Consider the following 23,890-nt stretch of genomic DNA (forward strand, 5'->3'; position numbering starts at 1 on the left):
TAAAAAATATAAAAAACCCAACAAAATTACAAAGCGTATATAAATGGCGAGATTACTCCAGCATTTCCCGCGAAGATAAATAAGGCAGCCAGTAATAACAGAGTAATAATAATAGGAGCCAGCCAATATCTCTTTCTAACCTTTAAGAAATCCCAGAACTCTTTTAATAATTCTTTCATGAATAATGTCTCCATAATCGTATTTTATAATTTATTATACAAAATTTGATTATTCTCATGGGAAAGGAATAAATAAACAGAAAAATTATTTATCGATACTCTTCACTTTCATTAAAAAAGGCATAATAAGTTCCTGTATTTTTATTCCTATTTCTTCAACCCTTCTTAAATATAGATGATAGGCTACTAATGATGGAATTGCAATAATTAATCCAACTACCGTTGTTATAAGTGCTTTGGATATCCCTTGTGCCAACATCTGTGCATTTCCAATTCCACCTACTGTGATTACATTGAATATATCTACCATACCTAAAACAGTCCCAAGTAAACCCAATAAGGGGCTAATCACAGATATTATCTGTAATACAGTTAGACCTCGTTCTAAATATGTTATTTGAGTTCGACCTAATGTATTAATATGTTCAACAAGAACATCTTTGGGCTCACTACGAAGATTGATTATTTCATTTACAAGTATGCCGAGAGGTGAAACATTCCGCTGAGATACAGAACGGATAGTTTCTAAATCTTTTAACATATTAGGATAAGAAAGTAATTGAGTAAGGTTCTCAGGGATATTCTTTTTCATCCTTAATGCAAAAAAACGCTCTAATATTATGGCTAAGGCTATTACAGAGCATATCCCAAGTGGAAACATAACCCACCCACCTTGATATATCATATTCATCCAATTCATATAAAACTCCTTTTATCAATACATAAAACTAAATGTCCACCGAATTTGCAAATTTTTATTGCTATATATATCTGATACCTGAAACGGAAAAGGCGAAAAGGGTGCCGATTTTTGTAACGATTGTTTACAAATAGCTAAAAATAATGGGTCTTCAGGTTCTCCAATTACATCTATTCTAACAATTTTACCCTCTGGATTTATCTCACAATCAATTACAACTTCTGTAGGTTTTGTTCCAGAATAGCGTGTATATAAATAGTGACGCCAATATTTTTCTACCCTTTGCTGGATTTCTTTCAAATAGGGCGCCAATTGGTCTTGAAGTGCTTCGTAACCCAGTATTCCTATTTTTTTTACTTGATTATAAATTTTCCCTTGTGGTTTCTGGAGTGCCTTTCCTGAATATTCAGGTTCTAAAACTTCTTCTGGATTTTGCTTTTCTATTAATGGGTTCTCGTCTATTTTATCCTCTTTTTTTAATAGTATTGCTTCCTCCTTTTCCTTATGAGGTGTTCCCTCAACAGGGAGTTCATTTTTCTTTTTCTCCGTTTCCTTAGCTTGTATTTTAGGCGGTTTCTTCGTCTGAGGAATAACATTAGCAACCTGGATTTTTTCCGTTTTAGAACCTAATGTTTCAATTTTTGAATTTTCAATTAACGGAGGTCCAGGAGTATCTCCTTCTTTTGTAACAGGACCAGAAGATATCGAATTAGCCTCTGCAATATTTTCAGTTTTTGAGGGAATTTCATCTGTTGGTTCTACAACTTCCACCAGTTTTTTAATTGATTCTTGTTGTTCTTGTTTTAAAAATTCTACCCTTATAATTTTTTCTTTTGAAATATAGGGGGTTAATTTTGAATAGGAAGAGGTTCCCATGAAAAGCCCAAGAATAAAGCAATGAAATATTAATGAAAACAATAGATAAACAAACATTGTTTTCGTATAATTCATTTGCTTTCCGTTTGGGCTTAAGGAAAAATGGTCATTCATTAGAAGTTAGTTATTTTCGGGTTTATTTGCCCAATTTAGTAAAAATAATTTTTTCATTTTCAACAAGATATGAATATGATATATCCAACCACTGAAAAGTCAACAAATCAAGGGCTAATTTGAGTTTCATTTTATTTAAGTAACATGGGTTCACAGGTAAATTTTCTGTCCCGGGCATCATTTCAATGGTCAGTCCTGTTTGATTTGCAAGAACTGGAGCCACTTTAGATAATGGTAATGCTCCTTCATAAAAAGGAAGAGAAACTTTTCTATCCAACGGAACGGATTTGGGTAAGGAAATTATTACTTCTTTATCCAATAAGGATTGTTTTGTCTCTGGGTTGAAGATTTTACAATCAACAAGTTGGTCCATTCGCATATTTAATGTAGTATAGAAAAATATAAAATCGTCAGTAGCACACCACCGAATATTCTGGGGAACAATACGGGCACTCTTTAATATCATTTCCAATGCTATACTTAAAGGCTTCTGAGAAATAACCACCTCCCCTACGGGTAACTCTGCTATGCTATTATCGGCAACAATATTACAACCATAAGTAAAATTCAGACTATTGAGAACATTAAATAATTTCGTCCCTGCTCCGAACCCTGCTGTTACTGTTATATGTTCATATTTTGAGGGAAATTTACCCATTAAAGACAATCGTGTCAGGTTTTCGTATATAGATTGTTCCGTCGGGTATAAAAAATAATAATCATTTACTTCCTGCAAAGACATATTTGTCTTTTCAGATATTTGCTGAATTAAATTAGCCATTTCCTTTTCAGGTTTATCAATTTGAACCCATCGTGTTTCAGCACCATTAACAATGGAAATAGATATAGGGTATTCTCCTCCTAATCTTCTGACAATAACATTTAATAAAGCCGATTCCTTAATAAGGTCAAAAACATTTTCATTTTGTATCATCTCATCAAGGGAATTACTTCGTTCTTCTTTCGGAGTAGATTTGCAAGATAGGTTTACAAAAATAAGAAGAATACATATCCCAATGAAATATAATATTTTTTTCTGCATAGATTTTCTCATAAAGTAATACAACACTTTTTAATTATGTAATTAAAGGTCAAATATCATACAATCTTATATCATATAACGAAAAAAAGTAAAAATTCTTTTCTTATTAAGGCTATGTTTCAATTATCTGTTTATATTATACTTTGGTGCTTGTCTAATGGAGCACAAACTTTTTACGGAGAAATCCCTGAAAATATCCCAACATTCTTAATAAAAATTCAACGAGAACAATCTGAGTTTTATGGGGGTATTATTATTCAGGGGCAATGGGTAGATAATGCTTCTCTTCCTGAATTAAAAAGTAAATCGGTGGAAATTGTTGTAGATACTCCATGGGAAACACCGCAAATTCATCGCCGAGAATTAGGACATCGGATTGAACTTTCATATGAAGCACCTGTACTGCGGAAAAAAAGACTGGAGGAAGGTTGGAAAAAAGCAGGTTATGTGCTTTTAGATAATCCTCAGGGGAAAAAGGTGTTAAAAGAGGCTATTTATAAGCAAGCAATACGAGCAATCGAAATGGCTCAATCTATTTATCAGCAAAATCAGCCTCCTGAATTACTATATAGCCCGAGTGGAATAGAACTGGATTCAAACACCAACAGGAATACTTTTATAAAACAGTGGATTTTTCATATTTTGATAATCATTTCAGGTGTTTTGTGTTTATCCTTTATTATCTGGAAGTTCCTATTAACTCCCCATTCATCATAAGATAAAAAACTCCCATTTATTTCTAAATCAGCCCTTTAACCTCATAAGCCACAATGAATTGTTCTTTATTTTTTACTTTAAAGGTACCAATAGGAGAACCTCTAACCCTTCCCTTTAACTCTGCCCATGCTCCACTTCCCACAACAATTGCCCCTGGATTTGCCATATCACACAAACGCTTTGCAGAATTTACCCTATCCCCTACAACAGTATATTCCATTCGTTTCGGAGAACCAATAAATCCCGCGACTACCTCTCCCGTTTCGATACCAATACCCAATTGAAAAGCAGGTTTTCCTTCAGAAACTCTTAATACATTCAGTTCTTCGTTTCTTTTTAATATATCTAAAGAAGCACACACAGCAGAATATGTATCATCTCCTGTGGAAATAGGTGCACCAAATATAGCCATAATCTCATCGCCTATATATTTGTCCAATGTTCCATTCCAGGCAAAAACGATTTCTGTCATTGCCGTAAAATGTTCATTTAGCAAAAAGAGTAATTCTTGTGGAGAAAGTCGCTCCGCCATCTGTGATGAACCCCGAATATCACAAAACATTGTGGCAACTTTTTTCTTTTCACCACCCAATTGAATAGCAGAACCTTTGCTTATGATTTGCTCAACAACAATATCGGGCAGAAATCGTCGGAAATTATCCCTCTTTCTTTCTTCTTCAAGCATCTTCATATTTAATTGAGCATTTTCTATAGCAAGGGCAATTTGATTAGCCATAGAACAGAATAAATCTAAATCTCCCTCATCAAAAAAAGCCTTCTTTTTAATCGTATCAATATAAATAGAACCTAATATCCTATCTTCGATTCTTAGGGGAACACACATAGCACTTGTTATTTTGCGGGCAATAACACTCTCCCTATTTCCAAACTCCACATCTGCATAACGGTCTATCATAAGTACGGGTTCACCATCTATGGCAGACTTTCCTGCTATACCCATACTCGGTAAATTCGCTTCTAATCCAGAACCCATTGCCCGTGCAACTTTCGTTACTAAGGTATTTTTATTTTCATCCTTCAAAAGGATAAAGCCTCGTTCCGCACCTAAAACTTCTATCACAAGGTCTAAAACTTGTTCAAGTTTTGAATCCAAGTGATGTGCAGAACCCATAATTTGTGTTGCTTTATATAACGCATCTAACCGACGATAAGTACGAGTCAGTTTCTTTATATCAATAGAGGGGGTAACGACTTCTTTCGTCTTTTGTAGGGTCGGTTCCGCTTCTTCCTTGGATATTTTAAATAAAGTATTTTTGACCTCTTCTATTTCCTCACGAACATGTTCCATCTGGTCTATATACTTACTTTCATGTCTGTCCTTATCCTGAAAAGTTTTGGAATCTTTTTTAGGTATGTCATCTCTGAAAACAATTCTGCATTTACTGCCAAGCCATATTTCATCCAAATGTTTGAGTTTATGTTCCACTATTCTTTGACGATTTACATAAGTGCCATTCAAACTTTTCAAATCAGCAATAATATACGCTCCATCTTTAATAAAAATCTTTGCGTGATGTCGCGATATTTCTTCCGTGAATAAAATCACATCACAGTCATTCGACCTGCCTAAAACTATCTCTTTGTCTTCAATAGGAACCGTCTGTGTAGAAATTCCCTGTTGTTCAATAATCAATAAAGGCACAATATACCAACTCCTTTTAATAACATATAGTTATAGAAATTGATATTTAAATTTAATTTAACAAAAAGTTTTTACTTTCTTTGTCAATTATGGGATATAAGGTTCTATAGATATTTTATCTGAAGCAATTCCTTGAAGTTTCATTGTAAATTCCCAGGCTGCTCCTTGATTGTATACAGCCATCAACAACACATTATCTTTTTGTAATTTAACAGGGAACTGGTCCTGGTCAGGTGTCATGGTTCTTCCCTCTGCAAATGAGTGAACCAGATTTCCATTAAGCCACACTTTAACACCATCATTACTTCCCAATAATATCTTTGCTTCAGCAGGTTCAGGCACTGTAATCTTACATGCTACATAATCTACACATTCCACTGCACCACCAGAGAACTCTGCCAAATCTGCATAAATCAAACCATCTCCACGGACTTTTATTGGTAAAATACGCCAATCTTTAACAGAACTCATATCCGTTTCCGGTGGGAAAGAAACTTCATCAAATAATCTTCTGGCTCCGTAATCTTCCATGCGGTAAGGACCACTTACACTCCACGAGCCAATATATTCTCCTTTATTCTTCAGGCCATTTAACAAATACTCTAACTCTTTTGCTTGATTATCTTTTAGGTTAGGAAGCATTTCTTCCAAAATCGGTATCGTTTTTGAAGGATAAGAAAAACAGATATTCTTTGCTACACTAAATCTTGCGTTTGCCCAATCTGCTTTTACCGCATTGTTAATATTCCTTCCTTCTATAAAATCCAATACTTCTAATAAACTCAATTTTGCAAGTCCACCCAAAATATTTTTTTGAAGCGATGGATTGTCACCTGCCATTTTCCAGAGACTTACATAGTAATCATATTTTTGTCTATCTGCCATATTTAAGGTCCTCAATATATTTAAGGAACTTAAAATACCGACATTCTTAACCTCTTCATTGGCTTCCTGCGAAATTTCATCTACTATCTTTTGCAAAGTATTTGCATCATCACACTGTCCTATGGATTGCAAAATACTTACCTTTAAGTTAGGTTCATTAGACCATAAACTTTCAAGCATTGCACATGCTTCCGGGCTTTTAATATTCCCTAATAAAGTTATTAAGGATTTCTTTTGTAAATCATTCTTACATTTTTTCCATTGATCCGTTATAAGCGTTACTTTGCGTCCTTCATCTCTTACCCTATCAATAATTAAAGAAATAGCCGGAAGGTAAGCAGAACTATTCTCTGCATCTGCCATAAGTTTATCAAAGAGAAAAGATAAATCTTCTTCATTTCCTAAAACGGCATAATAATTAATCGCCCCATCCAAAATATCTTTATCATTCTTTGATAGGGCATTCTTAATAATTTCTTTGGCTTCTATTGACCTGCGTTCTGTTAATAAATCAACGGCTAATTTTTTAACCTCGGCATTTCCTTTCTGAACTTTTTCTATCAAGTACTTGTTGGTATCAGGATTATCCAATTTAATTAACGCATCTTTGGCTATATCTTTAATTTCACGAGGACCATTTAATACGATATTCACTAATGGCTCTACGGCACGGTTGTCGCCTATTCGACCTAAACATTGAATTGCAGATATTTTTACTTCTCCATCTGCATTCTCGGCAAGGTCTAAAATCTGAGAAATAGCCCCTGAAATCTTACGAGAGGCAACAACCTCCAATATTCCTAACTGAAGTCTTGGATTTGCTGTTTTTAATGTATTTACACATTTCTCTAAAAGCAATTCATCAGAAAAAGATTTGTCTTTTAATAAATCAATAGCCGTCGACGAAAGTATGGCATCTTCACTATCTACACTCTGCCAGACTTCATTAAAGGCTTCCTTACCCTTCAACTGAACCAGTCCTCTCAGAGCATACCCCCTACTCACAGGAATTACTTTGTCATTATTAAATAATGACGAGTAGATTTCCAAAGCCCTATCTTTTTCAGATAATTCCAATTGGCTTGCAATCTTTAAAAGAGAAGACTGAACATCCAGATTTTCCAGCATGGACTTATTTTTTGCCCAGTTCCATAATACATTTCCAGATTCTTTTCCACCGATAGAACCTAATGCGATTATCACCGAACTTTGTATTTTCGGTGATGGATTATCCAGATATTGTGCTAATGTTTCAACAGATGAGTCATCCTTCCTTCTCCCCAAAGAATTGATAATAGCGACTTTGTCATCTTTTGATATAGATTCTTGTTTTAATACCTTTATAAGGGATTGTGTCGCTTCCTTACCGGGGATTTGCTCTAAAATACGACAAGCAATATCAATCGTTTCTTTATCTTTCAATAAAGGTTCTATTCCCGGAACAACGGATGGAGTTGCTATTACAACTAATTGACGAGCAATAAATCTCTTGCCATCAATAAAGCATTTGGGCAAAATCGCTACAAGTTGTTTTGATAACTGCTCTTGTTTTGCGGGGTTATTTTGTGTCGTTTTTATTGCTTCCAGAATAGGCTCTAAGGGTTCCCGATTCATTCCAAACTTATAGGTTTGCAAATAATTCAAGGCATCGTTAATGTTCGGAATTTCCTGAGCAAAGGCAACCGATACCAAAACTATTAATGTCAGGAATATATTAATCAAAATATAATTATTTTTCATTTTTTATCTCCTTTTTTGTTTAACCTAAAGTCCAGGGTGCTCTCATAGAAGGTTGCATCATACGGTTGGCTTCATCATCATGGATAAACATTTCCTTTTCAGGGTCCCAATTCAATTTGCGTCCAAGTCTCATCGCAATATTTGCCATATGACACATGGTCGCTGTGTGATAACCCACTTCAACAGGAGCCGTGGGGTCTTTACGGGACTTAACACATTCGATGAAATTCTTATGATGTCCCTTGCTTCTGCCCAAATGAATTTCATTAGGTCCTATGGTCTCTTGCAGTAAAGAAGGAGGATTGGCTCGCAGGTCACCTCTATGAATATAAATAAAAATCCATCCTTTATCACCCTCAAACTTAATTCCGCGAGGACCAACACTCTTCCCTAACAATTCAACACCGTTAGCATACTCAAATCGGAATTCATAACTCATTGCCGTGTTAAACAGTCCTTCTTTGGGGAAGAAACCTTTTCCTTCCACAGAGATGGGGAAGGTATCATCGGTTCCATTACCTAACTGACCTAAATCAATAATATGCGCACCTCGGTCTGTCATTTCCCCGCCACTATAGTCCAAAATATAGCGGAACCAGAAATGACACCTCTTTTCTGTATAAGGCTCTTTTGGAGCAGGACCTAACCAGAAATCATAATCAAAACCGGGAGGAATCGGCATTTCAGGTTGGGGAGGAATAGGAGTATGATTATCCACAGGCATGTTTACCCGTATAGTATGCAATTTTCCTATCCTTCCATTCCTTACCAATTCACATGCATACCTTGCATTATCGCGAGAACGCTCATGACTACCTGTTTGAAACACTCTGCGATATTTACGGACTGCTTCCACTACTGCTTTCCCTTCTGGAATGGAATTGGCCAACGGTTTTTCGCAATAAATATCCTTCCCCGCTTTTGCCGCAGCGATAGAAATAATAGGATGCCAATGGTCAGGTGTTGCAATCATTACCGCATCAACATCTTTACGAGCAATTACATCCCGAAAGTCATGATATACATCACAGCCTTTATAATCCGGTATATTTTTATTTTGGGCGTAGAAATCATTCACTATCTTTTGGGCTTCCTGCGCATGATTATCATCCACATCACAAACAGCAACCACTTGGACTTCAGGTAGACTTAAAAAAGCCTTCATATCATACTTACCCTGACCTCCAACGCCAATACAGGCAACGGTAATTCGTTCATTAGGCAAAGCAGAAGGTTCGGCTCCCCAAACATAGGAAGGAATAATTGCAGGTGCAACCGTTATTCCTGCTGTTCCCATAAGAACATTTTTTATAAATGTTCTTCTTGAGTAATGATTTGATTTATTCATAGGGCAAACTCCAGTTAGATGTTAAATAACCAATATCCTACTTTTATTATTCAACCAAAAATATATAGCAATTCTAATGCAAACAGAGGTATTAATTAAAGTGAGAAACGAACCAAAACAAATCATAAAAAGGAAGGGGGCAACTTGACAAAGAATTTCACATTTTAGGGACTATTTTAATTCTAAGAGGGACTGTGCCGTAGCGGTCTTTATTTGATACCATGCTCGGAACAAAGCGACCCGTGCGGAAGCAAGTCTTCCCTCTGCTTCAATCAAATCTTTTTGAGCCTGATTTAATCGAACCAATGAAGTTTGCCCTGCTTTGTATTCCTGTTCCACCAAATCCCTATTTTTCCTAACATATTGTGCATTTTCTCGTTGTAATTTTAGTTGTTCCTGTGCCGATTTTAGTTCTTGCAGAGTGCTTTGGACATCTGTTATAACATCAATTCTACCTGCATAATAATTTTGCTCTGCTTCACGAAGTTTTGCCCTTGCTTCTGCCCGCAATGCACGGTATTTACCACCCGAAAAGAGATTATACGAAACATCCACACTTACCGTTGTAGCAAAATCATCGGAACCAAATTCGCTATCTACCGTCCTCGTTGCTGAACGGGATAAGGATACATTCATTTGGGGATATAGTGTAGAACGACTTTGTCCAACCTGTGCTTCGGATTGCTGAATAATCAAGGTTAACATCTTTAAATCAGGTCTGTTTTGTAAAGCAACTGATAACAATTCATCAACATTCGGATTTTTCAAATCTTCATCGGTCTCATCTTTCAGAGGTGTTAATTTTACATAGTCTGGAAGGATACCTGCATTCAAACCCATTACACCAGCTAATGATATACGAGCAATTTCTCGATTCTGTCGAGCATTGATAATCTGTGCTTCTGCCGACCTCAATAGAACTTCAAAATTCAGGACATCACTTAAAGAACCGGCTCCTAATTCTTGTTTTACCTTTGCCTCATAAAGGAGTCTTTCATTAAAGGCTTTGTCCGCTTCGGCTATTCGAATATTTTCTTCTGCTAATTGCACAGCATAAAAACTATTTGCTACCGCTGATAACAACATGCGTACGGCTTCCTGCTGGGATTCTTGCGTTGCTTTTTCACCTAATTTTGCAAGTGCAACAGAATATTTACGAGCAAAACCATCAAATAAGGTGTATCGAATAATAAAATTTATCGCATAATTATTCTGTGATTCGGGAATACTATTACTTGCTTGATATGCAGAAATCCATGAATTTAAAACAGTTTCCCAGGGGATTGAGGATAAAATATCCGTGCTAGTCCCTCCCGTTCCTCTAAACATAGATTGAGAAATAGCATTGGAACTCTGTTGCCAAACAGCGTTCTGTGAACGCCGTATAGCCGTATCTGATAAGTCTGTGTGTGAAGCCGTATAATTGGCAATGATTTGGGGATAGTATTGGGCTAATGCCTGTTTAACTTTCTGCCTTGCTTGTTCTATTCGTTCGGACACTGCTTTTAGTGAAGGATTTTGCTCTAATGCTATTTTTTGTGCTGTTTGTAAGTCTAAATATTCAGGGAGTTGCTGACTGACTTGAGTTGTATCTTCAGATTTTAATGGGAAAGTATCTGCACCTGTATCTCGAGAATAGGCTACAAAACACATAAAAATACATATACCTGTAATACATACACTTAAATATTTTTTAATACCGAAACTTGCGAATGCCATATTTTTTCATTAACTCCTCTGTTTGTTGTAATTTTTCAGGAGAAACATTTTCAATACGATGACCCACTTTTCGTGCGGGGACTCCTGCCCATACCTCCAAAGGTCCTACCTTTGTATCCTCTGTAAGGACACTTCCTACACCAATAATAGCGCCATCTCCAATTTCTACACCCGGATGTATATAACAACGACTACCCACAAGGACATTATCTCCAATAATTATCGGCTTAGCGATATGTGGTGTTAAGGCAAAATGTTCTTTTGTTCCCCAAAAAACATGGTGAGTATCTCTTATAACTGTAAATTCAGCAATAGCCGTATTACTTCCAATTTGTATTAATGCAGTAGATTCTAAAATTGTATAGTAACTTAATACGGAGTGAGTACCCATTATTATTTTTCCATCTCTATGGGTACGAAGTATCACATAATCTCGAAAACGACAATAATCCCCACATTCTACATGTCCCTCTATAGTAAAGTGTTTCCCCTGAATACGACATCTCTTCCCTTTTTTGGCAAATTTTAAGCCATGATAGAAACTTCGCCAGCGAACTAAAAAAGGTTCAAACATGTTTTATTATTCCTTCATCCATTCTTATAGTGAACTATTTTCTAATTGCCGTTTTTGTTCTAACATTGAAAATACGGGTTCCACTTCTTCAGGTTTGGGAATTTTTCGAGTTTTAATTATATAAAATAATCTTCGAATATCATTTAGTACACCAATAATAGTAGGTATAAATAAAAGCGTTACTGTAGTGGAAAATACTAAACCAATTGCTAAAGAAACGGCCATCGGCTTTATGAATTGTGCCTGCATATCACGCGTAAAGAGCAATCCAACAAGTCCTCCGAATGTAGTACTTGAAGTTAAGAAAATAGCCCGAAATCTTCTCTTCCCAGCTTGAAGGATTGATGAAATAAAACTATTTCCTTCGCTAAGGTTTGCATTAAAACAATCTACAAAAACAATGGCATCGTTAACAACCACCCCGGAAAGAGCAACAATCCCGAATAAGCTCATGAGTGTTACAATTTGTCCGAATAATAAGTGTCCAATTAGTGCTCCCACAATTCCAAATGGAATTGTAAGCATAATCAGTATTGGCTGAGTATAGGAATGGAATATGGATGAAATAATCAGAAAAATCAGCAATAAAGCAATCGGAAACCCTACTTTTAATGAAGCCAGAGCATCTCTACTGCTTTGTTGGGGTCCTTCAAATGACCATATTAATCCCGGATATTTCTTTTGAAGAGATGGGAGAAAAGTATTTGTTAAATCATTAATAATTTCTGTTGAATTAGTCTTTGTTGAGTCTATATCTGCTGTAACAACCACTCTTCGCATCCCATCAACGCGTGTTATTGAAGAAAATCCAGGAGTAAAATCTACATCGGCAACAGCAAATAGAGGAACTTCATATCCTTGATTGGTCCTTATACGGACTTGATTTAATATAGAAAGGTAACTACGGTCTTCACGAGGATAGCGAACCCGTATGCGGATATCATCCCTACCCCTTTGTATTCGGACAGCCTCTTCCCCAAAGAAACCACCGGCTAATTGTCTGCCTAAGGAATCCAGGGTTATTCCCAATGTTTGTGCTTCAGGTTTCAAATAAAATCTCGCTTCAATTTTTGCAGGACGGTAATCATCTTCAATCTGATATACCCCTTCATAAGTCTTAAGTTTTTCTTTTATCTCTTGACTGGCATGAATTATATCTTGAAGATTTTCACTTCTTAACCATAATTCTATCCCCGTTCCCCGTGGACCTCCACCACTTACATCATATTTCTGTTTTAATGTCCCCGGAATTATCCCCGTCTCTTTCGCCCACATAGAACTTATTTTCTTCGCATGAATCCCCCTTCGTTCTGTAGGTAATAACTCTACTCGAATTTCACCCACATTACTTCCACCCTGAGCAGAAAAGCCACTGCTACTCTGCCCTACGACACTATAGATATTCTGAATTAATGGTTCACCGCTTATTGTAGTTGTCTTTTCTGCTAACCTTTTAAGAGCCTCCTCCATCCTCTTTACCGCATCTTTGGTAACATGAAAAGGTGTCCCCGCTGGGAACTCAACTTGTGCCATTAAAGAATCTCCATCAGCGTCAGAAAAGACTTCAAATTTAATAATCTGTCCTCGGACAAGTCCCAGTACCGTTAATAATATGGCTATAAAAGCAGTTAATGAAATATAACGATGTTTTAACATAGTATTTAAAATCGGGAGATATATTTTATCAATAAAAGCATCAAGAGAATCGCTAAAGAACCATCTTAGTTTTCTCAAAGGATGTTTCCGATTATCGGAATTTGAAATAGTATGAGATAAATCAGGGAGGTCATTGAGATGAGCAGGAAGTAAGAAAAGAGCTTCAGATAATGATATACTTAATGCCGAAATAACAACTATTGGTAAAATGCGGATAAACTTGCCCATAATTCCACTCACAAACATCAATGGTAAAAATGCCGCTATTGTTGTGGTTACAGCCCCTATGACAGGCAATCCCACTTCTTCCACACCTGTTAACGCTGCCTTCATAGGTGGTAGTCCTCGCTGACGATGGTAATATATCGCTTCACCAATTACTATCCCATCATCAACCAACATACCTAACACCATGATTAACCCAAATAATGACATCATGTTTATGGTACTTCCAAGATAATACATAATGCTAATAGCCCCTGCAAAGGAAATAGGAATGCCTAAAGTAACAAAAAAGGATAAACGAGCATTCATTAATAACAGCAACATTAAAATTACAATAATTAACCCTTGAATTCCATTTTCTTCAAGTAACTTCAATCGGGCTCGAATTAACCGGGCTCCATCGTTCCATAAAGAAATTTTTACGCCGGGAGGCAACTGTTTTTGTTTCGCCTCTACATATTTATGAACTGCATCGGATATGGCTATATCATCTTCTTCTTGTGTTTTGAAACACGAAATTAAAACGGACTTCTCCCCATTAAAATCTGCCTCTAAGGGGTCTTCGTTAAAATCATCTCGTATTTCCGCTACCTGGTCCAGTGTAATAACTTCACCCGTAGGTTTGGCAAGCACAACTATCTTAGCCAGTTCATCCGCATAATATTTTCTTCCTATTGTTCGAACTCGTATTTCCGCTCCTTTCGAACGAATAAGTCCCCCGGAAATATTTAAGTTTCCAGAACGAATTGCTGATGCTACCTGTGAAAATGTTAGTCCTAATTTTTGAAGTTTTTCTTCCGAAATCTCAATTCCTATTTCGTACTGTTTCGCTCCAAAAATAAAAACTTGTGAAAGTTCCGGTAGGGCTTGTAATTCATCTTTTATTTGTTCCGCCCACTCTTTTAAGATTTTATCCGGCAAATTCCCTGATAAGGCAACTTGAATAACCTCACGGCGGATAGTTACTTCATTAGTTATAGGTTTCTCGGCATCTTTTGGAAATGTAGAAATAGAATCAATAGCATTGCGAACCTTATCATAAACCTTGCTTAAATCATAACTATCCATCACCTCAATATTTGCCATTCCCATATTTTCTGAAGCAACCGTTGTATATCGTTTGATTCCTTCCACAGTGTCTAAAGATTCTTCAATCTTTCGACAAATTCCTTCTTCGACTTCTTCGGGGTCTGCACCAGGATAAAGCACCTGCACGGTTATCATATCCAACGAGAACTCCGGGAATAACTCTCTTCGGATTAATAACAAAGAAATTAGTCCCGCAATAAGAATAACAGCAGTTAGTATATTTGCAAAAACACGGTTTCCGACAAAATACCCTAAAAACTGATTCATGAAACGGCTTCCTTATCTCCCAATTTTTGAACTTCCAGTAATGAATTTTCTATCGGATTAATTAAACGGGTTGTAATAACTACAGTCCCTGCTTTAAGACCACTCACTATCACTTCATCGCCTTGAATATATAACCTCTCTACTTGAACTGATTTCAATCGGTTATTTTCTGCCGTATAAACTATCCCTTCAAAACTTACAGCCGTATCCGGCAACCGATATACTCCCGACAATACTTTTCCCGGAATTTTTACCTGACAAAACATACCCTGAACCAATGGGATTTTATCATCCGTTATTGAAAAAATATTTTCCTTCTCAATACGAATAACTGTATAAACTGTCCTCGTTTTCTCATCATACCTTTCGATACGGTTTAATAATCCTTTCCATTTATGATTTTCCTTGTCTTCTGTCCACAAAATCTCGCATTCTTTAGGCTCTAATGGTGGAAACCATGCAGAATCAATATTTATATTATCTTTCTGAAACGGAAGCCATTGGGTCGCTTGTTTTGCATCTAAGGGAACGGATATTTCCAGAATGGAATCATCTGAAAGAGTCATTACAACAGCACCAGGGTTCACATACTGCCCTGCCTCAAGATTAACTGTTTTAATCCGTGCATTAAAGGGAACTTTCACCTGGGTCCGTGATAAATTAATCTCAGCCTGAGATAATTGGGCTTCTGCGCTTTTTACTGCTTCCTCGGATTCTCTAACTTTTAAAGGATATAACTCAACGGATTGAACCAATAGGTTATAAGCATCCAATGCCTGATTATAAGCCCTCTCTGTTTGTTCAACATTGGATTGTGTCCCTACTTTTTCTCTTTCAAATAACTGCTTTACACGCTGAAACTCTGAATAAGCCAGGTCTTTTGTGCGTTCTAATGTTTTTAGTCGTTCCTTATCAGAGGCAAACTGTTCCTGTATTCTTTTCAATGTTTGTCTCGATTGCTCTAAACCTGCTTGTGCAGACTTTAATCGCACCTGATAGTCACTGGGGTCTATTTCAAATAAAACTTCTCCCGCCGGAATAACTTCACCGGCTTCAAGTCTTGGATGTATGCGAATAACGCGTCCTGATACTTCCGGGGATATAGGAACAGTCGCTAAGGTCCGAACTTCTCCAAAACCGTTCAATATAATCGGGACATCTTCGGGCTGAGCCTGAATTACATTAACAGGAATGGGAATTTCTTCCTGTTCCGCTTGTGCAGGCGGCTTGCGAAGGGAGGAAAAGAAAACGAATGAAATAATCCCTAATAACAAAATTAAAATAGCGATAAAAAATGAGAATAACTTTGCTATTGTTAAATATCTTTTTACTTCATCATTACTCATAAAATTTCCTCTCTTTATTTATTGGTATTCTGAACGGTTATTAAATATTCTCTTATCTTTTTATAAACATCAACCCATTGAGATGCCGTTTCATCGCCTAAACCCTTTAACAATTCACTTATCCCCGTTAAAATCTGATTTTCATGCCATTTTAGAGTTTCACTGGCTTCCGGTGTTAAGCGTATCTGTATCTCACGACGGTCCTCCGACGACTGTTCGCGAACTACTAAACCTAATTCTACCAATCGGTCTAACATCAAACTTGCTGCAGAAGGTGATACATATAAATATTCTGCTAACTCTTTTAATTTTAATGGCTCACAGTCCTTTATTGTAATCAACATCTGGAACTGCGGCATTGTCAGGTCATGCCCTAACTTTATTTTTTCTTTATCGGCAGAACAACAATGGAACCTGTTATGCATCCACCGTTGTATCATCTGAATTGTTTTGAATATTTCGTAGACTAACTCATCATAGCGTTCCATTATTTATCTCCAAAATCTGCGAAAATCCTATTTTTGAATTTTTTCTTTAATTACTTCCGTCATCTGTTGAACCAACTCATCGGTAACAATTGTTTTCCCTTTTTCTACGCCTAAATCTGTTATTACAATATGTTCAAAGGGTATTTCTCTCTTCTCAAATATTTTCTTCCCACAGGCAACAGAGCAACCATCTATTACCACATTCTTGTTTGCTGCTAATGCAGACTGTATAAAACCAGATGCATCAGATGCAACGCCTGAAAGACACGAACCACGACAAACTTTTTCTCTTACTAAATTTCTCATAACTCGGTCTGCTATCAGCCCCGTATTTGCGACACCAGAACAAGAGTAAATAAGAGTAACACCTTCTTCATTAGAACAATTACATTGCATAAACTCAATCCTTATAGTAATAGTTTTTTAATTATTTTACCATAAAATAATTTAATAATCAAATTATTTTTTTTATTTATTATTTAATTATTAAAATATTTTATATTCTTATTAATAAAACACCAAAAATAAAAGGAAAGTTCCCTTCATGTGGTTTTTATCGTTATAATATAAACTAAAGTAAATAACTATCTTTGATTAAAATGACTGCATTAGTAAAATGTGAACTTTGTCCGCGTTATTGTATTCTTGACAATGGTCAAAAAGGCGAATGCCGTATCCGCGTCAATATAGAGGGGAAACTTTATACTCTTACATATGGTCATCCCTGTTCTATCCATATTGACCCTGTAGAAAAAAAACCTCTTTATCATTTTTTACCGGGAACACCTATTTTATCGCTTGCCACTGTAGGTTGTAACCTTCATTGTAAAAATTGCCAGAATTGGGAAATATCTCAGACAGAACCTTATCAATTGGAAACAGAATTTATAGAACCTGAAAAAATTTCTACATTGGCTATCCAGTATCAATGTCCTTCCATCGCTTATACTTATACAGAGCCATTGGCTTACTATGAATATACCTACGAGTGCTGTAAAATATCCGCTGAAAAAGGCTTAAAGAATGTTCTTGTAACCGCAGGATATATTAACGAAGAACCTTATAAAAGATTATTACCTCTTGTCCATTCTGCAAATATAGATTTAAAAGGCTTTTCAGAGGAATTTTACAGGACGGTATGCGATGGAACTTTAAAGCCTGTATTAAAAACTTTGGAACTAACTAAAAATGCGGGCGTTGAATTAGAAGTTACAAATTTAGTTATTCCTACAATGAACGATAAAGATGAAGATTTTCAAAAACTATGCGAATGGGTAGTAAGTAATTTAGGAAAAGACACCCCATTACATTTCTCCCAATTCTATCCTCGTTACAAAATGACACATTTACCCCCAACACCTTTAGAAACCCTTCTGAAAGCGCGTCAAATTGCCTTAAATGTAGGTTTGCAATTTGTGTATATTGGGAATATTATTCATAGAGAAAGTTCTAATACCTATTGCCCATCATGTAAAAGTTTACTTGTTGAACGATATGGCTTCAATGTTCTTCAAAATAATATTTCACAGGGGAAATGTCCCAAATGTAACACGGAGATATACGGAATATGGCAATAAATAGACGAAGATTTTTATCATATTTTTTAACTGCTGTAATCACGAAATATGGTGTAAAAAAGCCTTCTTTAATTCGACAGACTTATGCTATACCACTACCTAATAAGAAAGTTCTTATTCATTTTACTACCAAAAATAAAAATAATATTTTTTCACCCAAACCTTCATCATGGATAGGTTGAAATTTAATATAATAATAAAAGGTCAATAAGGGGATATTCGATGAGAAATTATTCCTATATAATTTTATTCCTTCTATTCATTGTTGTTATTCCATTTGCATGCGGAGAAAATTCCACTTCGAATAAGGAGAAAGAAGTTGGTTCTCCAAAAGTTTATAAATCACTAATAGCCGGCCAATGGTATGACGCATCTCCTCAAAAACTTACGCAGCAGATTTCGGAAATGTTTAATAAGGCAGATATAGAACCTATAGAAAATGTAATAGGACTTATATTACCTCATGCAGGTTATATGTATTCTGGACTAACTGCATGCAAAGGGATTAAGGCAACAGATAAATCTTTATATTCCAGAATAATTATCTTGGGAACCAGTCATAGAGCACCCTTGGAGAATATTATAAGTATTCCCTCCGTAGATTTTTATGAAACACCCTTAGGACAAATACCTATTGATGTAGAAATTATTCAGGATTTAAAAAAATTTCCGTATTTTAAAGAAGTCCCTTTGGCTCAACAGGGAGAACATAGTATTGAAATTGAGTTGCCATTACTTCAATACGTTAAAAAAGACTTTAAATTAATTCCTCTAATTTGCGGAAAATTAGATTTAGAAACTACACAAAAAATAGCACAGATATTACAAAACTACATTGATGAAAAAACATTAGTCATTGCCAGTAGCGATTTCACTCATTATGGACCGAATTATAATTACATACCTTTTAGTGAGGACATTCCTAAAAATCTTAAAAAACTGGATATGGGAGCATATCAATATATAGAAAAACGGGATGTAAAGAAGTTTTATGAATATATTGAAAAAACAGGGATTACAATTTGTGGTCCGTATGGAATTGGAGTTTTAATGTATCTATTACCCGAAAATACTCAAGTAAATCTTGTAGAATATAAACAATCCGGTGAAATTGTAAACGATTATCAGAATTCCGTAAGTTATTTCGGGATTGCTTTCACTGGGACATGGGAAAAGAAGGAAAGAACACCTATGAATACTTCAACAACATTAACACCTGAAGAAAAAAAAGACTTATTAAAATTAGCACGCTGGACACTTGAATATGTGTTAGAACACAACAAATTGCCATCTGATAACGAAATACCCATCAAAGTAACAGAAATAATGAAAACACCACGAGCCGCCTTTGTTACTTTGAAAATAAACGAGGACCTTCGAGGTTGTATCGGCGAAATTTTTGCAACAAAACCTATGTATAAATCTGTTCTTCAAAACGCATATAATGCAGGTTTTAAAGATCCTCGATTTTACCCTATTTCAAAAGAGGAGTTACCTAAAATTAAAATTGATATATCCCTTCTTACCCATCCCCGAAAAATAAATCATTATAACGAGATTGAATTAGGCAAACACGGAATTATTCTTAAAAAAGGTTATTATCAGGCTTTATTCTTACCGCAGGTAGCCCCTGAACAAAATTGGAATTTGCAGCAGACATTAGAACATCTGTCCATGAAAGCAGGATTACCACCTGATGGATATAAAGAAGGTGCTGAATTTGAAGTTTTTGAAGCAGAAGTATTCCACGAAGAGTAATTGTGAAAAAATATCTATTACCCATTTCATTAGGTTTGTTTTCAATTACTGCACAAGCATTGCTTGTGCGTGATTTCTTACATTGTATCGAAGAAAACGAACTTACATTAGGTATTCTTTACTTCTTTTGGTTTTTATGGATTATTCCCGGCTCTCTTGTTGGAAAACTTTTTTACAAATATTCCTACCTTTTTCCGATTACCTCTCTTCTCTATATTCCATCATGGTTATGGGGTCATTTTCTGGTTCGTAATTCACGATATATCTCGGATATCCCAACATATGAACTCTTTAACATCCACGACCTCTTTTTATATTCTGCAATAGCACCCGCAGGGATAAGTTTCTTTACAGGATTTTTATTTACCCATTGTGTCTTATGGTGGGAGAACAATTTTATCCATAAAACAAGTAATTCCCAACCTTCGACAATAGTTCGTCATGTATATGCTTATGAGGCTTTAGGTGCAGTATTGGGTGGAGTTATTACCTCTATTAGTATTTTTTTGGGACTTTCTCATTGGATACCCTTTTGTATTTCCGTATGGTTTCTAATTACTTCCTCTCTATTATCATTAGATTATCCATTCTTGGAAAAAGTATTACCTATTGCTCTTCTTCCATTACTCCTACTATCAACATTCCTTCTGGAATCGTGGGAAAACAAATCCCTGTGGAATCATATTACAAAAAATGAAAATTTTAAAGGGAAAATAATTACTCAAAAAGGGGAATATTTATACGGGTATGATAATAGCCAATTTATCCTTCTACGAAACCTCAAGCCCGTATTAAGTTTTCCAAATCAGGAATACGGTTTGCATTTACTATCTACTTTCCTTGCCCAGAAAAATGATGCAAAAAACATTCTACTTATAGGAGAACCTTTTCTTTATACATTACCCTATTTAATAAATATCAACAGTATAGAAAAAATTTTATGGATACCTTTTGACTTTGAACTATCCACAAAAATTATTCCATTATTATCTGAAAATTCTCTTTTTAATAATAAAAAACTCGTATTTCCACAAGCCGAACCCCATTCTTTTTTGAAAAATACGGACGATAGATTTGACATTATCCTTGTCTATACAAGTGACCCACAAACTATTTCTTCTAATCAATATTTAACGGATAGTTTTTTTACTTTGCTCAAAACTCATCTTGCAGATAAAGGTATAGGAGGTATTCGAATTTCGGGGGGAGAAAATTTTTTAGGTGGTGAAATAGCCACACTTGGCGCATCCATATACTTTACTTTTCAGCAGGTATTTAAAGTTAATGCATTGAAACCCGGTAATGAAACATGGTTATTCGGCTCTTTAACTCACCCTATAAGCGAGCATATACCAACCCTTGAACAACGATTGTCCGTCATATCTCAACAAATTTCAGAAATCAAACCCAATATTGTAAGAGACTTATATCCCGCAGATAGAATTATTTTTCAAAAAAATCGTTATGAAGAAGTAAAGAAATTTATCCATGAAGACTACTTAATTGCCACAGAGAACAAATATCTCGGCTTTTTATATAGTAATCTTTTATATCTCTGGAAACAGGGTTATTCGGGATTATTAGATAAAATTATTACCATTAAACAAATTACCCTTTTTCTTATAATCTCATCTCCCTTATGTTTCATATTAGCCCGCGGAATATATAAACGAAAATCTATTCAGAAAGGAAAAGAAAAATATCTTTCTACTACATTAGAGACATACTTTGCTATTTTTGTTATTGGCACCATTGGCATGGGGATTACTATCCTACTACTTATACAATTTCAATACCGTTATGGGACTCTTTCAACTTATATCGGGCTATTATCATCTATGTTTATGCTGGGACTTTCAATAAGTCCTATTATTTTTAATTTTCTGTATGCAGACAAAAATAATAAACGACCTTTCTTTGTTCTCCTCTTTCTTGTTTCTATTTGTATTTGCTATACCCTTGTAATACTGTTTGTTTTACCTCCCTATTTTTATACTTACCTCGCTATATTCTTTTTATGGGGGCTTACTTTATCTTTTCTTCTCTCCCTGTTCCTGAATAACTTAGATAAAGAAGCAGAAACCGCTCAAATTGCTGTAAATTTAGAGGTATGGGACCACCTCGGAGCAGGAATAGGGGCTTTTATATTCCCTATTATTCTACTTCCGATTTTAGGATTACAATATGCCATCGGATATATTCTTTTTTCTCTACTCCTAATTCTTCTATGTATTCCCCTTCTTCAAAAAATCCCCACATCCCAGTCTCCGTCATGGGGAAGAATTTATGGATATACGCTATTCCCTATTCTTGTATTATGCTTTATCTCTACAGAGATATATTACCGTTCTACAGTTCCTTTACCCGAAGATACATTTACAAAAATCGCACAGGAATTATCTGATGGGGGAAAACTCCAACCGGAAACAACAACTCTTCCTGATAACAGGGAAATTCGTTACTATTCCGTTATAAAAAAGGATGAAAACCAGAATGAAATTATTTCCTACATCTTTTCCACTGCCTCTCTTTTCAAGGTAATTGGATATGGTGGAGAAATAGACATTGCAGTTAAAGTATCACAGGAAGGAATCATTGAAAATATTAAGGTCATTCAATCCAATGAAACTCCTGATTATCTATCTCTTGTTGAAAATTACTTCTTTTCATATAAAGGGAAAAATATATTCCGACCCGAAACTATATCGGTAATAGATGCCGTTAGCGGAGCCACAACAACCTCTGATGCTGTAAAAAGAGCTGTTCAGTTTGCGGGAAAGGAATTTGCTCAGATTATCCAGAACAATAACATAAATCGCTCGGAAACATTATTTACCTATGGGACCTCTACCCCAACAACATATTCCGTATATATCTTTCTATTATTTATTCTTCTGGCAATAATCTTTCGATTTTTCTATAAAGACTTGCTTCGAACATTATGGTTAATTTCTGTAGTAGTCATTTTAGGCTTCTGGTTAAATATTCAATACGGACTTTACTCTATCGTTCAATTATTATCTGCTGACAAGTTACAATTTCATTTTACTATCTCAACCCTTTTAACCATCGGCATCCCAGTTCTTGTTCTTATTAATGGAAATATTTACTGCGGATATTTATGTCCATTCGGGGCACTGTCGGAACTAATAAGTAAATTTAATTGGATAAATAAAAGAATAACTCCTACGAAAAAAACATGGTATACAGCCCGACAATTTAAATTTATTCTTGCCTTTTTATTTTTCTTAATATACTTTTTTATACGAAAAAATAAACTCATTAGCATTGACCCTTTACTTTCCTTTTTCACCCTGGATATGTCAAACTATATAACAATATTTGGAATTTGTGTTTTGCTGGCAAGTCTTTTTTATAACCGTTTCTGGTGCAGGGTGCTTTGTCCCACAGGTGCTTTTTTAAGTTTAATCCAATCCTTTCGGATATTTTCATTCTTCTGGCAAAGAACTTTCCCTGCACATTGCGACCTTGGAATATCAAGAACTGAAGAAATAGACTGTATTCAATGTAATCGGTGCTACAAACATGAAAAGAAATGATTTTATTTTTTTAACTGTTTCATTACTCTACACCACTACTTTTATTGTTATCCTTCTTTACCATGTCTTACCTGAAAAATCATCAGCAGAATTATCTTCTATACAGACAGAAGGAACTTCAATTAAACCTACAGGAACCGCAACCGATATTGAAAAAATTAAAAGCATGATAAAAACTAACAAACTTTCAGATAAGGAAGCCCTGTTTTATAAAAAGTTGACAGAGGAAGAAAATAATAAAAATGCAAACCCTAAAGAACATCAACAAATTCGCAAGCGATGGAGACGAGGTAGGCAAGGAGAAAATTAAAATTTATATTTAAATATAAATCCTTTTTAAAGATTTGTTAATATAAACCCAGTTTTC

At 35.4% G+C, this 23,890-nt stretch carries 19 protein-coding genes; 6 read left to right on the forward strand and 13 right to left on the reverse strand.

Going from position 1 to position 23,890, the window contains the following annotated elements:
* Positions 1–26 precede the first annotated feature (26 nt).
* The 4 genes from PLA12_03165 to PLA12_03180 form a co-directional block, all read right to left on the reverse strand.
* Positions 27–179, reverse strand: coding sequence for a DUF5989 family protein (locus PLA12_03165; GenBank protein ID HOQ31492.1), 153 nt, complete (start codon positions 177–179; stop codon positions 27–29).
* An 85-nt stretch (positions 180–264) separates the two neighbouring features.
* The gene (locus tag PLA12_03170; protein ID HOQ31493.1) at positions 265–879 is read right to left on the reverse strand and encodes a MotA/TolQ/ExbB proton channel family protein; all 615 of its coding nucleotides are present in this window, start codon (positions 877–879) and stop codon (positions 265–267) included.
* A 15-nt stretch (positions 880–894) separates the two neighbouring features.
* Complete coding sequence (locus PLA12_03175) at positions 895–1,830, reverse strand: hypothetical protein (protein ID HOQ31494.1); 936 nt, start codon at positions 1,828–1,830, stop codon at positions 895–897.
* A 61-nt stretch (positions 1,831–1,891) separates the two neighbouring features.
* Positions 1,892–2,911, reverse strand: coding sequence for a hypothetical protein (locus tag PLA12_03180; protein ID HOQ31495.1), 1,020 nt, complete (start codon positions 2,909–2,911; stop codon positions 1,892–1,894).
* A gap of 114 nt (positions 2,912–3,025) precedes the next feature.
* Here PLA12_03180 and PLA12_03185 point away from each other — a divergent pair, with 114 nt between their 5' ends.
* The gene (locus tag PLA12_03185) at positions 3,026–3,628 is read left to right on the forward strand and encodes a hypothetical protein (GenBank protein HOQ31496.1); all 603 of its coding nucleotides are present in this window, start codon (positions 3,026–3,028) and stop codon (positions 3,626–3,628) included.
* A 22-nt stretch (positions 3,629–3,650) separates the two neighbouring features.
* Here PLA12_03185 and PLA12_03190 read toward each other — a convergent pair whose 3' ends face one another.
* The 9 genes from PLA12_03190 to PLA12_03230 all read right to left on the reverse strand — a co-directional run bounded on the left by PLA12_03190 (position 3,651) and on the right by PLA12_03230 (position 17,024).
* Positions 3,651–5,291 carry an adenylate/guanylate cyclase domain-containing protein gene (locus tag PLA12_03190; GenBank protein HOQ31497.1) on the reverse strand — a complete coding sequence of 547 codons (1,641 nt, stop codon included), beginning with the start codon at positions 5,289–5,291 and terminating at the stop codon, positions 3,651–3,653.
* 87 nt (positions 5,292–5,378) lie between these two features.
* On the reverse strand, positions 5,379–7,916 hold the full coding sequence (locus PLA12_03195; GenBank protein HOQ31498.1) for a HEAT repeat domain-containing protein: 2,538 nt from the start codon (positions 7,914–7,916) through the stop codon (positions 5,379–5,381).
* A 19-nt stretch (positions 7,917–7,935) separates the two neighbouring features.
* A complete protein-coding gene (locus PLA12_03200) occupies positions 7,936–9,264 on the reverse strand; it encodes a Gfo/Idh/MocA family oxidoreductase (GenBank protein ID HOQ31499.1) in 1,329 nt (442 codons plus the stop codon).
* A gap of 171 nt (positions 9,265–9,435) precedes the next feature.
* Positions 9,436–10,983 (reverse strand): TolC family protein, encoded by a 1,548-nt coding sequence (locus PLA12_03205; GenBank protein HOQ31500.1) that lies wholly within the window; start codon positions 10,981–10,983, stop codon positions 9,436–9,438.
* Complete coding sequence (locus PLA12_03210; GenBank protein HOQ31501.1) at positions 10,958–11,557, reverse strand: acyltransferase; 600 nt, start codon at positions 11,555–11,557, stop codon at positions 10,958–10,960. Before PLA12_03210 ends, PLA12_03205 begins: the two co-directional genes overlap by 26 nt.
* Positions 11,558–11,581: 24 nt before the next feature.
* Positions 11,582–14,794: an efflux RND transporter permease subunit gene (locus PLA12_03215; GenBank protein ID HOQ31502.1), complete on the reverse strand. Its 3,213-nt coding sequence runs from the start codon at positions 14,792–14,794 to the stop codon at positions 11,582–11,584.
* A complete protein-coding gene (locus PLA12_03220) occupies positions 14,791–16,140 on the reverse strand; it encodes a biotin/lipoyl-binding protein (GenBank protein ID HOQ31503.1) in 1,350 nt (449 codons plus the stop codon). Before PLA12_03220 ends, PLA12_03215 begins: the two co-directional genes overlap by 4 nt.
* A gap of 14 nt (positions 16,141–16,154) precedes the next feature.
* Positions 16,155–16,628, reverse strand: a complete 474-nt coding sequence (locus tag PLA12_03225) for a MarR family transcriptional regulator (GenBank protein ID HOQ31504.1) — start codon at positions 16,626–16,628, stop codon at positions 16,155–16,157.
* A gap of 27 nt (positions 16,629–16,655) precedes the next feature.
* Positions 16,656–17,024 carry a putative zinc-binding protein gene (locus tag PLA12_03230; protein HOQ31505.1) on the reverse strand — a complete coding sequence of 123 codons (369 nt, stop codon included), beginning with the start codon at positions 17,022–17,024 and terminating at the stop codon, positions 16,656–16,658.
* A gap of 203 nt (positions 17,025–17,227) precedes the next feature.
* Between PLA12_03230 and amrS the strand changes: the two genes are divergently transcribed.
* The 5 genes from amrS to PLA12_03255 are packed head-to-tail and all read left to right on the forward strand — an operon-like array spanning position 17,228 to position 23,833.
* Complete coding sequence (gene amrS, locus PLA12_03235) at positions 17,228–18,205, forward strand: AmmeMemoRadiSam system radical SAM enzyme (GenBank protein ID HOQ31506.1); 978 nt, start codon at positions 17,228–17,230, stop codon at positions 18,203–18,205.
* Positions 18,196–18,387, forward strand: coding sequence for a hypothetical protein (locus PLA12_03240; GenBank protein ID HOQ31507.1), 192 nt, complete (start codon positions 18,196–18,198; stop codon positions 18,385–18,387). The genes amrS and PLA12_03240 overlap by 10 nt, the downstream gene beginning before the upstream one ends.
* Positions 18,388–18,427: 40 nt before the next feature.
* Positions 18,428–19,963 carry an AmmeMemoRadiSam system protein B gene (amrB, locus tag PLA12_03245; protein ID HOQ31508.1) on the forward strand — a complete coding sequence of 512 codons (1,536 nt, stop codon included), beginning with the start codon at positions 18,428–18,430 and terminating at the stop codon, positions 19,961–19,963.
* Positions 19,964–19,965: 2 nt separating this feature from the next.
* Entirely contained in the window at positions 19,966–23,523 is a 3,558-nt protein-coding gene (locus PLA12_03250; GenBank protein ID HOQ31509.1) for an FMN-binding protein, read from the forward strand.
* Positions 23,510–23,833 carry a hypothetical protein gene (locus PLA12_03255; GenBank protein ID HOQ31510.1) on the forward strand — a complete coding sequence of 108 codons (324 nt, stop codon included), beginning with the start codon at positions 23,510–23,512 and terminating at the stop codon, positions 23,831–23,833. The genes PLA12_03250 and PLA12_03255 overlap by 14 nt, the downstream gene beginning before the upstream one ends.
* Positions 23,834–23,890: the final 57 nt, after the last annotated feature.

It is taken from the genome of Candidatus Hydrogenedens sp. (assembly GCA_035378955.1).
In the GTDB taxonomy this organism is placed as follows: Bacteria; Hydrogenedentota; Hydrogenedentia; order Hydrogenedentales; family Hydrogenedentaceae; genus Hydrogenedens.

Coding starts and splice junctions, on each gene's coding strand:
- amrS (HOQ31506.1), top strand. CDS start 17,228: ATGACTGCATTAGTAAAATGTGAACTTTGTCCGCGTTATTGTATTCTT.
- PLA12_03210 (HOQ31501.1), bottom strand. CDS start 11,557: ATGTTTGAACCTTTTTTAGTTCGCTGGCGAAGTTTCTATCATGGCTTA.
- PLA12_03195 (HOQ31498.1), bottom strand. CDS start 7,916: ATGAAAAATAATTATATTTTGATTAATATATTCCTGACATTAATAGTT.
- PLA12_03255 (HOQ31510.1), top strand. CDS start 23,510: ATGAAAAGAAATGATTTTATTTTTTTAACTGTTTCATTACTCTACACC.
- PLA12_03200 (HOQ31499.1), bottom strand. CDS start 9,264: ATGAATAAATCAAATCATTACTCAAGAAGAACATTTATAAAAAATGTT.
- PLA12_03225 (HOQ31504.1), bottom strand. CDS start 16,628: ATGGAACGCTATGATGAGTTAGTCTACGAAATATTCAAAACAATTCAG.
- PLA12_03165 (HOQ31492.1), bottom strand. CDS start 179: ATGAAAGAATTATTAAAAGAGTTCTGGGATTTCTTAAAGGTTAGAAAG.
- PLA12_03215 (HOQ31502.1), bottom strand. CDS start 14,794: ATGAATCAGTTTTTAGGGTATTTTGTCGGAAACCGTGTTTTTGCAAAT.
- PLA12_03220 (HOQ31503.1), bottom strand. CDS start 16,140: ATGAGTAATGATGAAGTAAAAAGATATTTAACAATAGCAAAGTTATTC.
- PLA12_03240 (HOQ31507.1), top strand. CDS start 18,196: ATGGCAATAAATAGACGAAGATTTTTATCATATTTTTTAACTGCTGTA.
- PLA12_03180 (HOQ31495.1), bottom strand. CDS start 2,911: ATGCAGAAAAAAATATTATATTTCATTGGGATATGTATTCTTCTTATT.
- amrB (HOQ31508.1), top strand. CDS start 18,428: ATGAGAAATTATTCCTATATAATTTTATTCCTTCTATTCATTGTTGTT.
- PLA12_03175 (HOQ31494.1), bottom strand. CDS start 1,830: ATGAATTATACGAAAACAATGTTTGTTTATCTATTGTTTTCATTAATA.
- PLA12_03185 (HOQ31496.1), top strand. CDS start 3,026: ATGTTTCAATTATCTGTTTATATTATACTTTGGTGCTTGTCTAATGGA.
- PLA12_03205 (HOQ31500.1), bottom strand. CDS start 10,983: ATGGCATTCGCAAGTTTCGGTATTAAAAAATATTTAAGTGTATGTATT.
- PLA12_03170 (HOQ31493.1), bottom strand. CDS start 879: ATGAATTGGATGAATATGATATATCAAGGTGGGTGGGTTATGTTTCCA.
- PLA12_03230 (HOQ31505.1), bottom strand. CDS start 17,024: ATGCAATGTAATTGTTCTAATGAAGAAGGTGTTACTCTTATTTACTCT.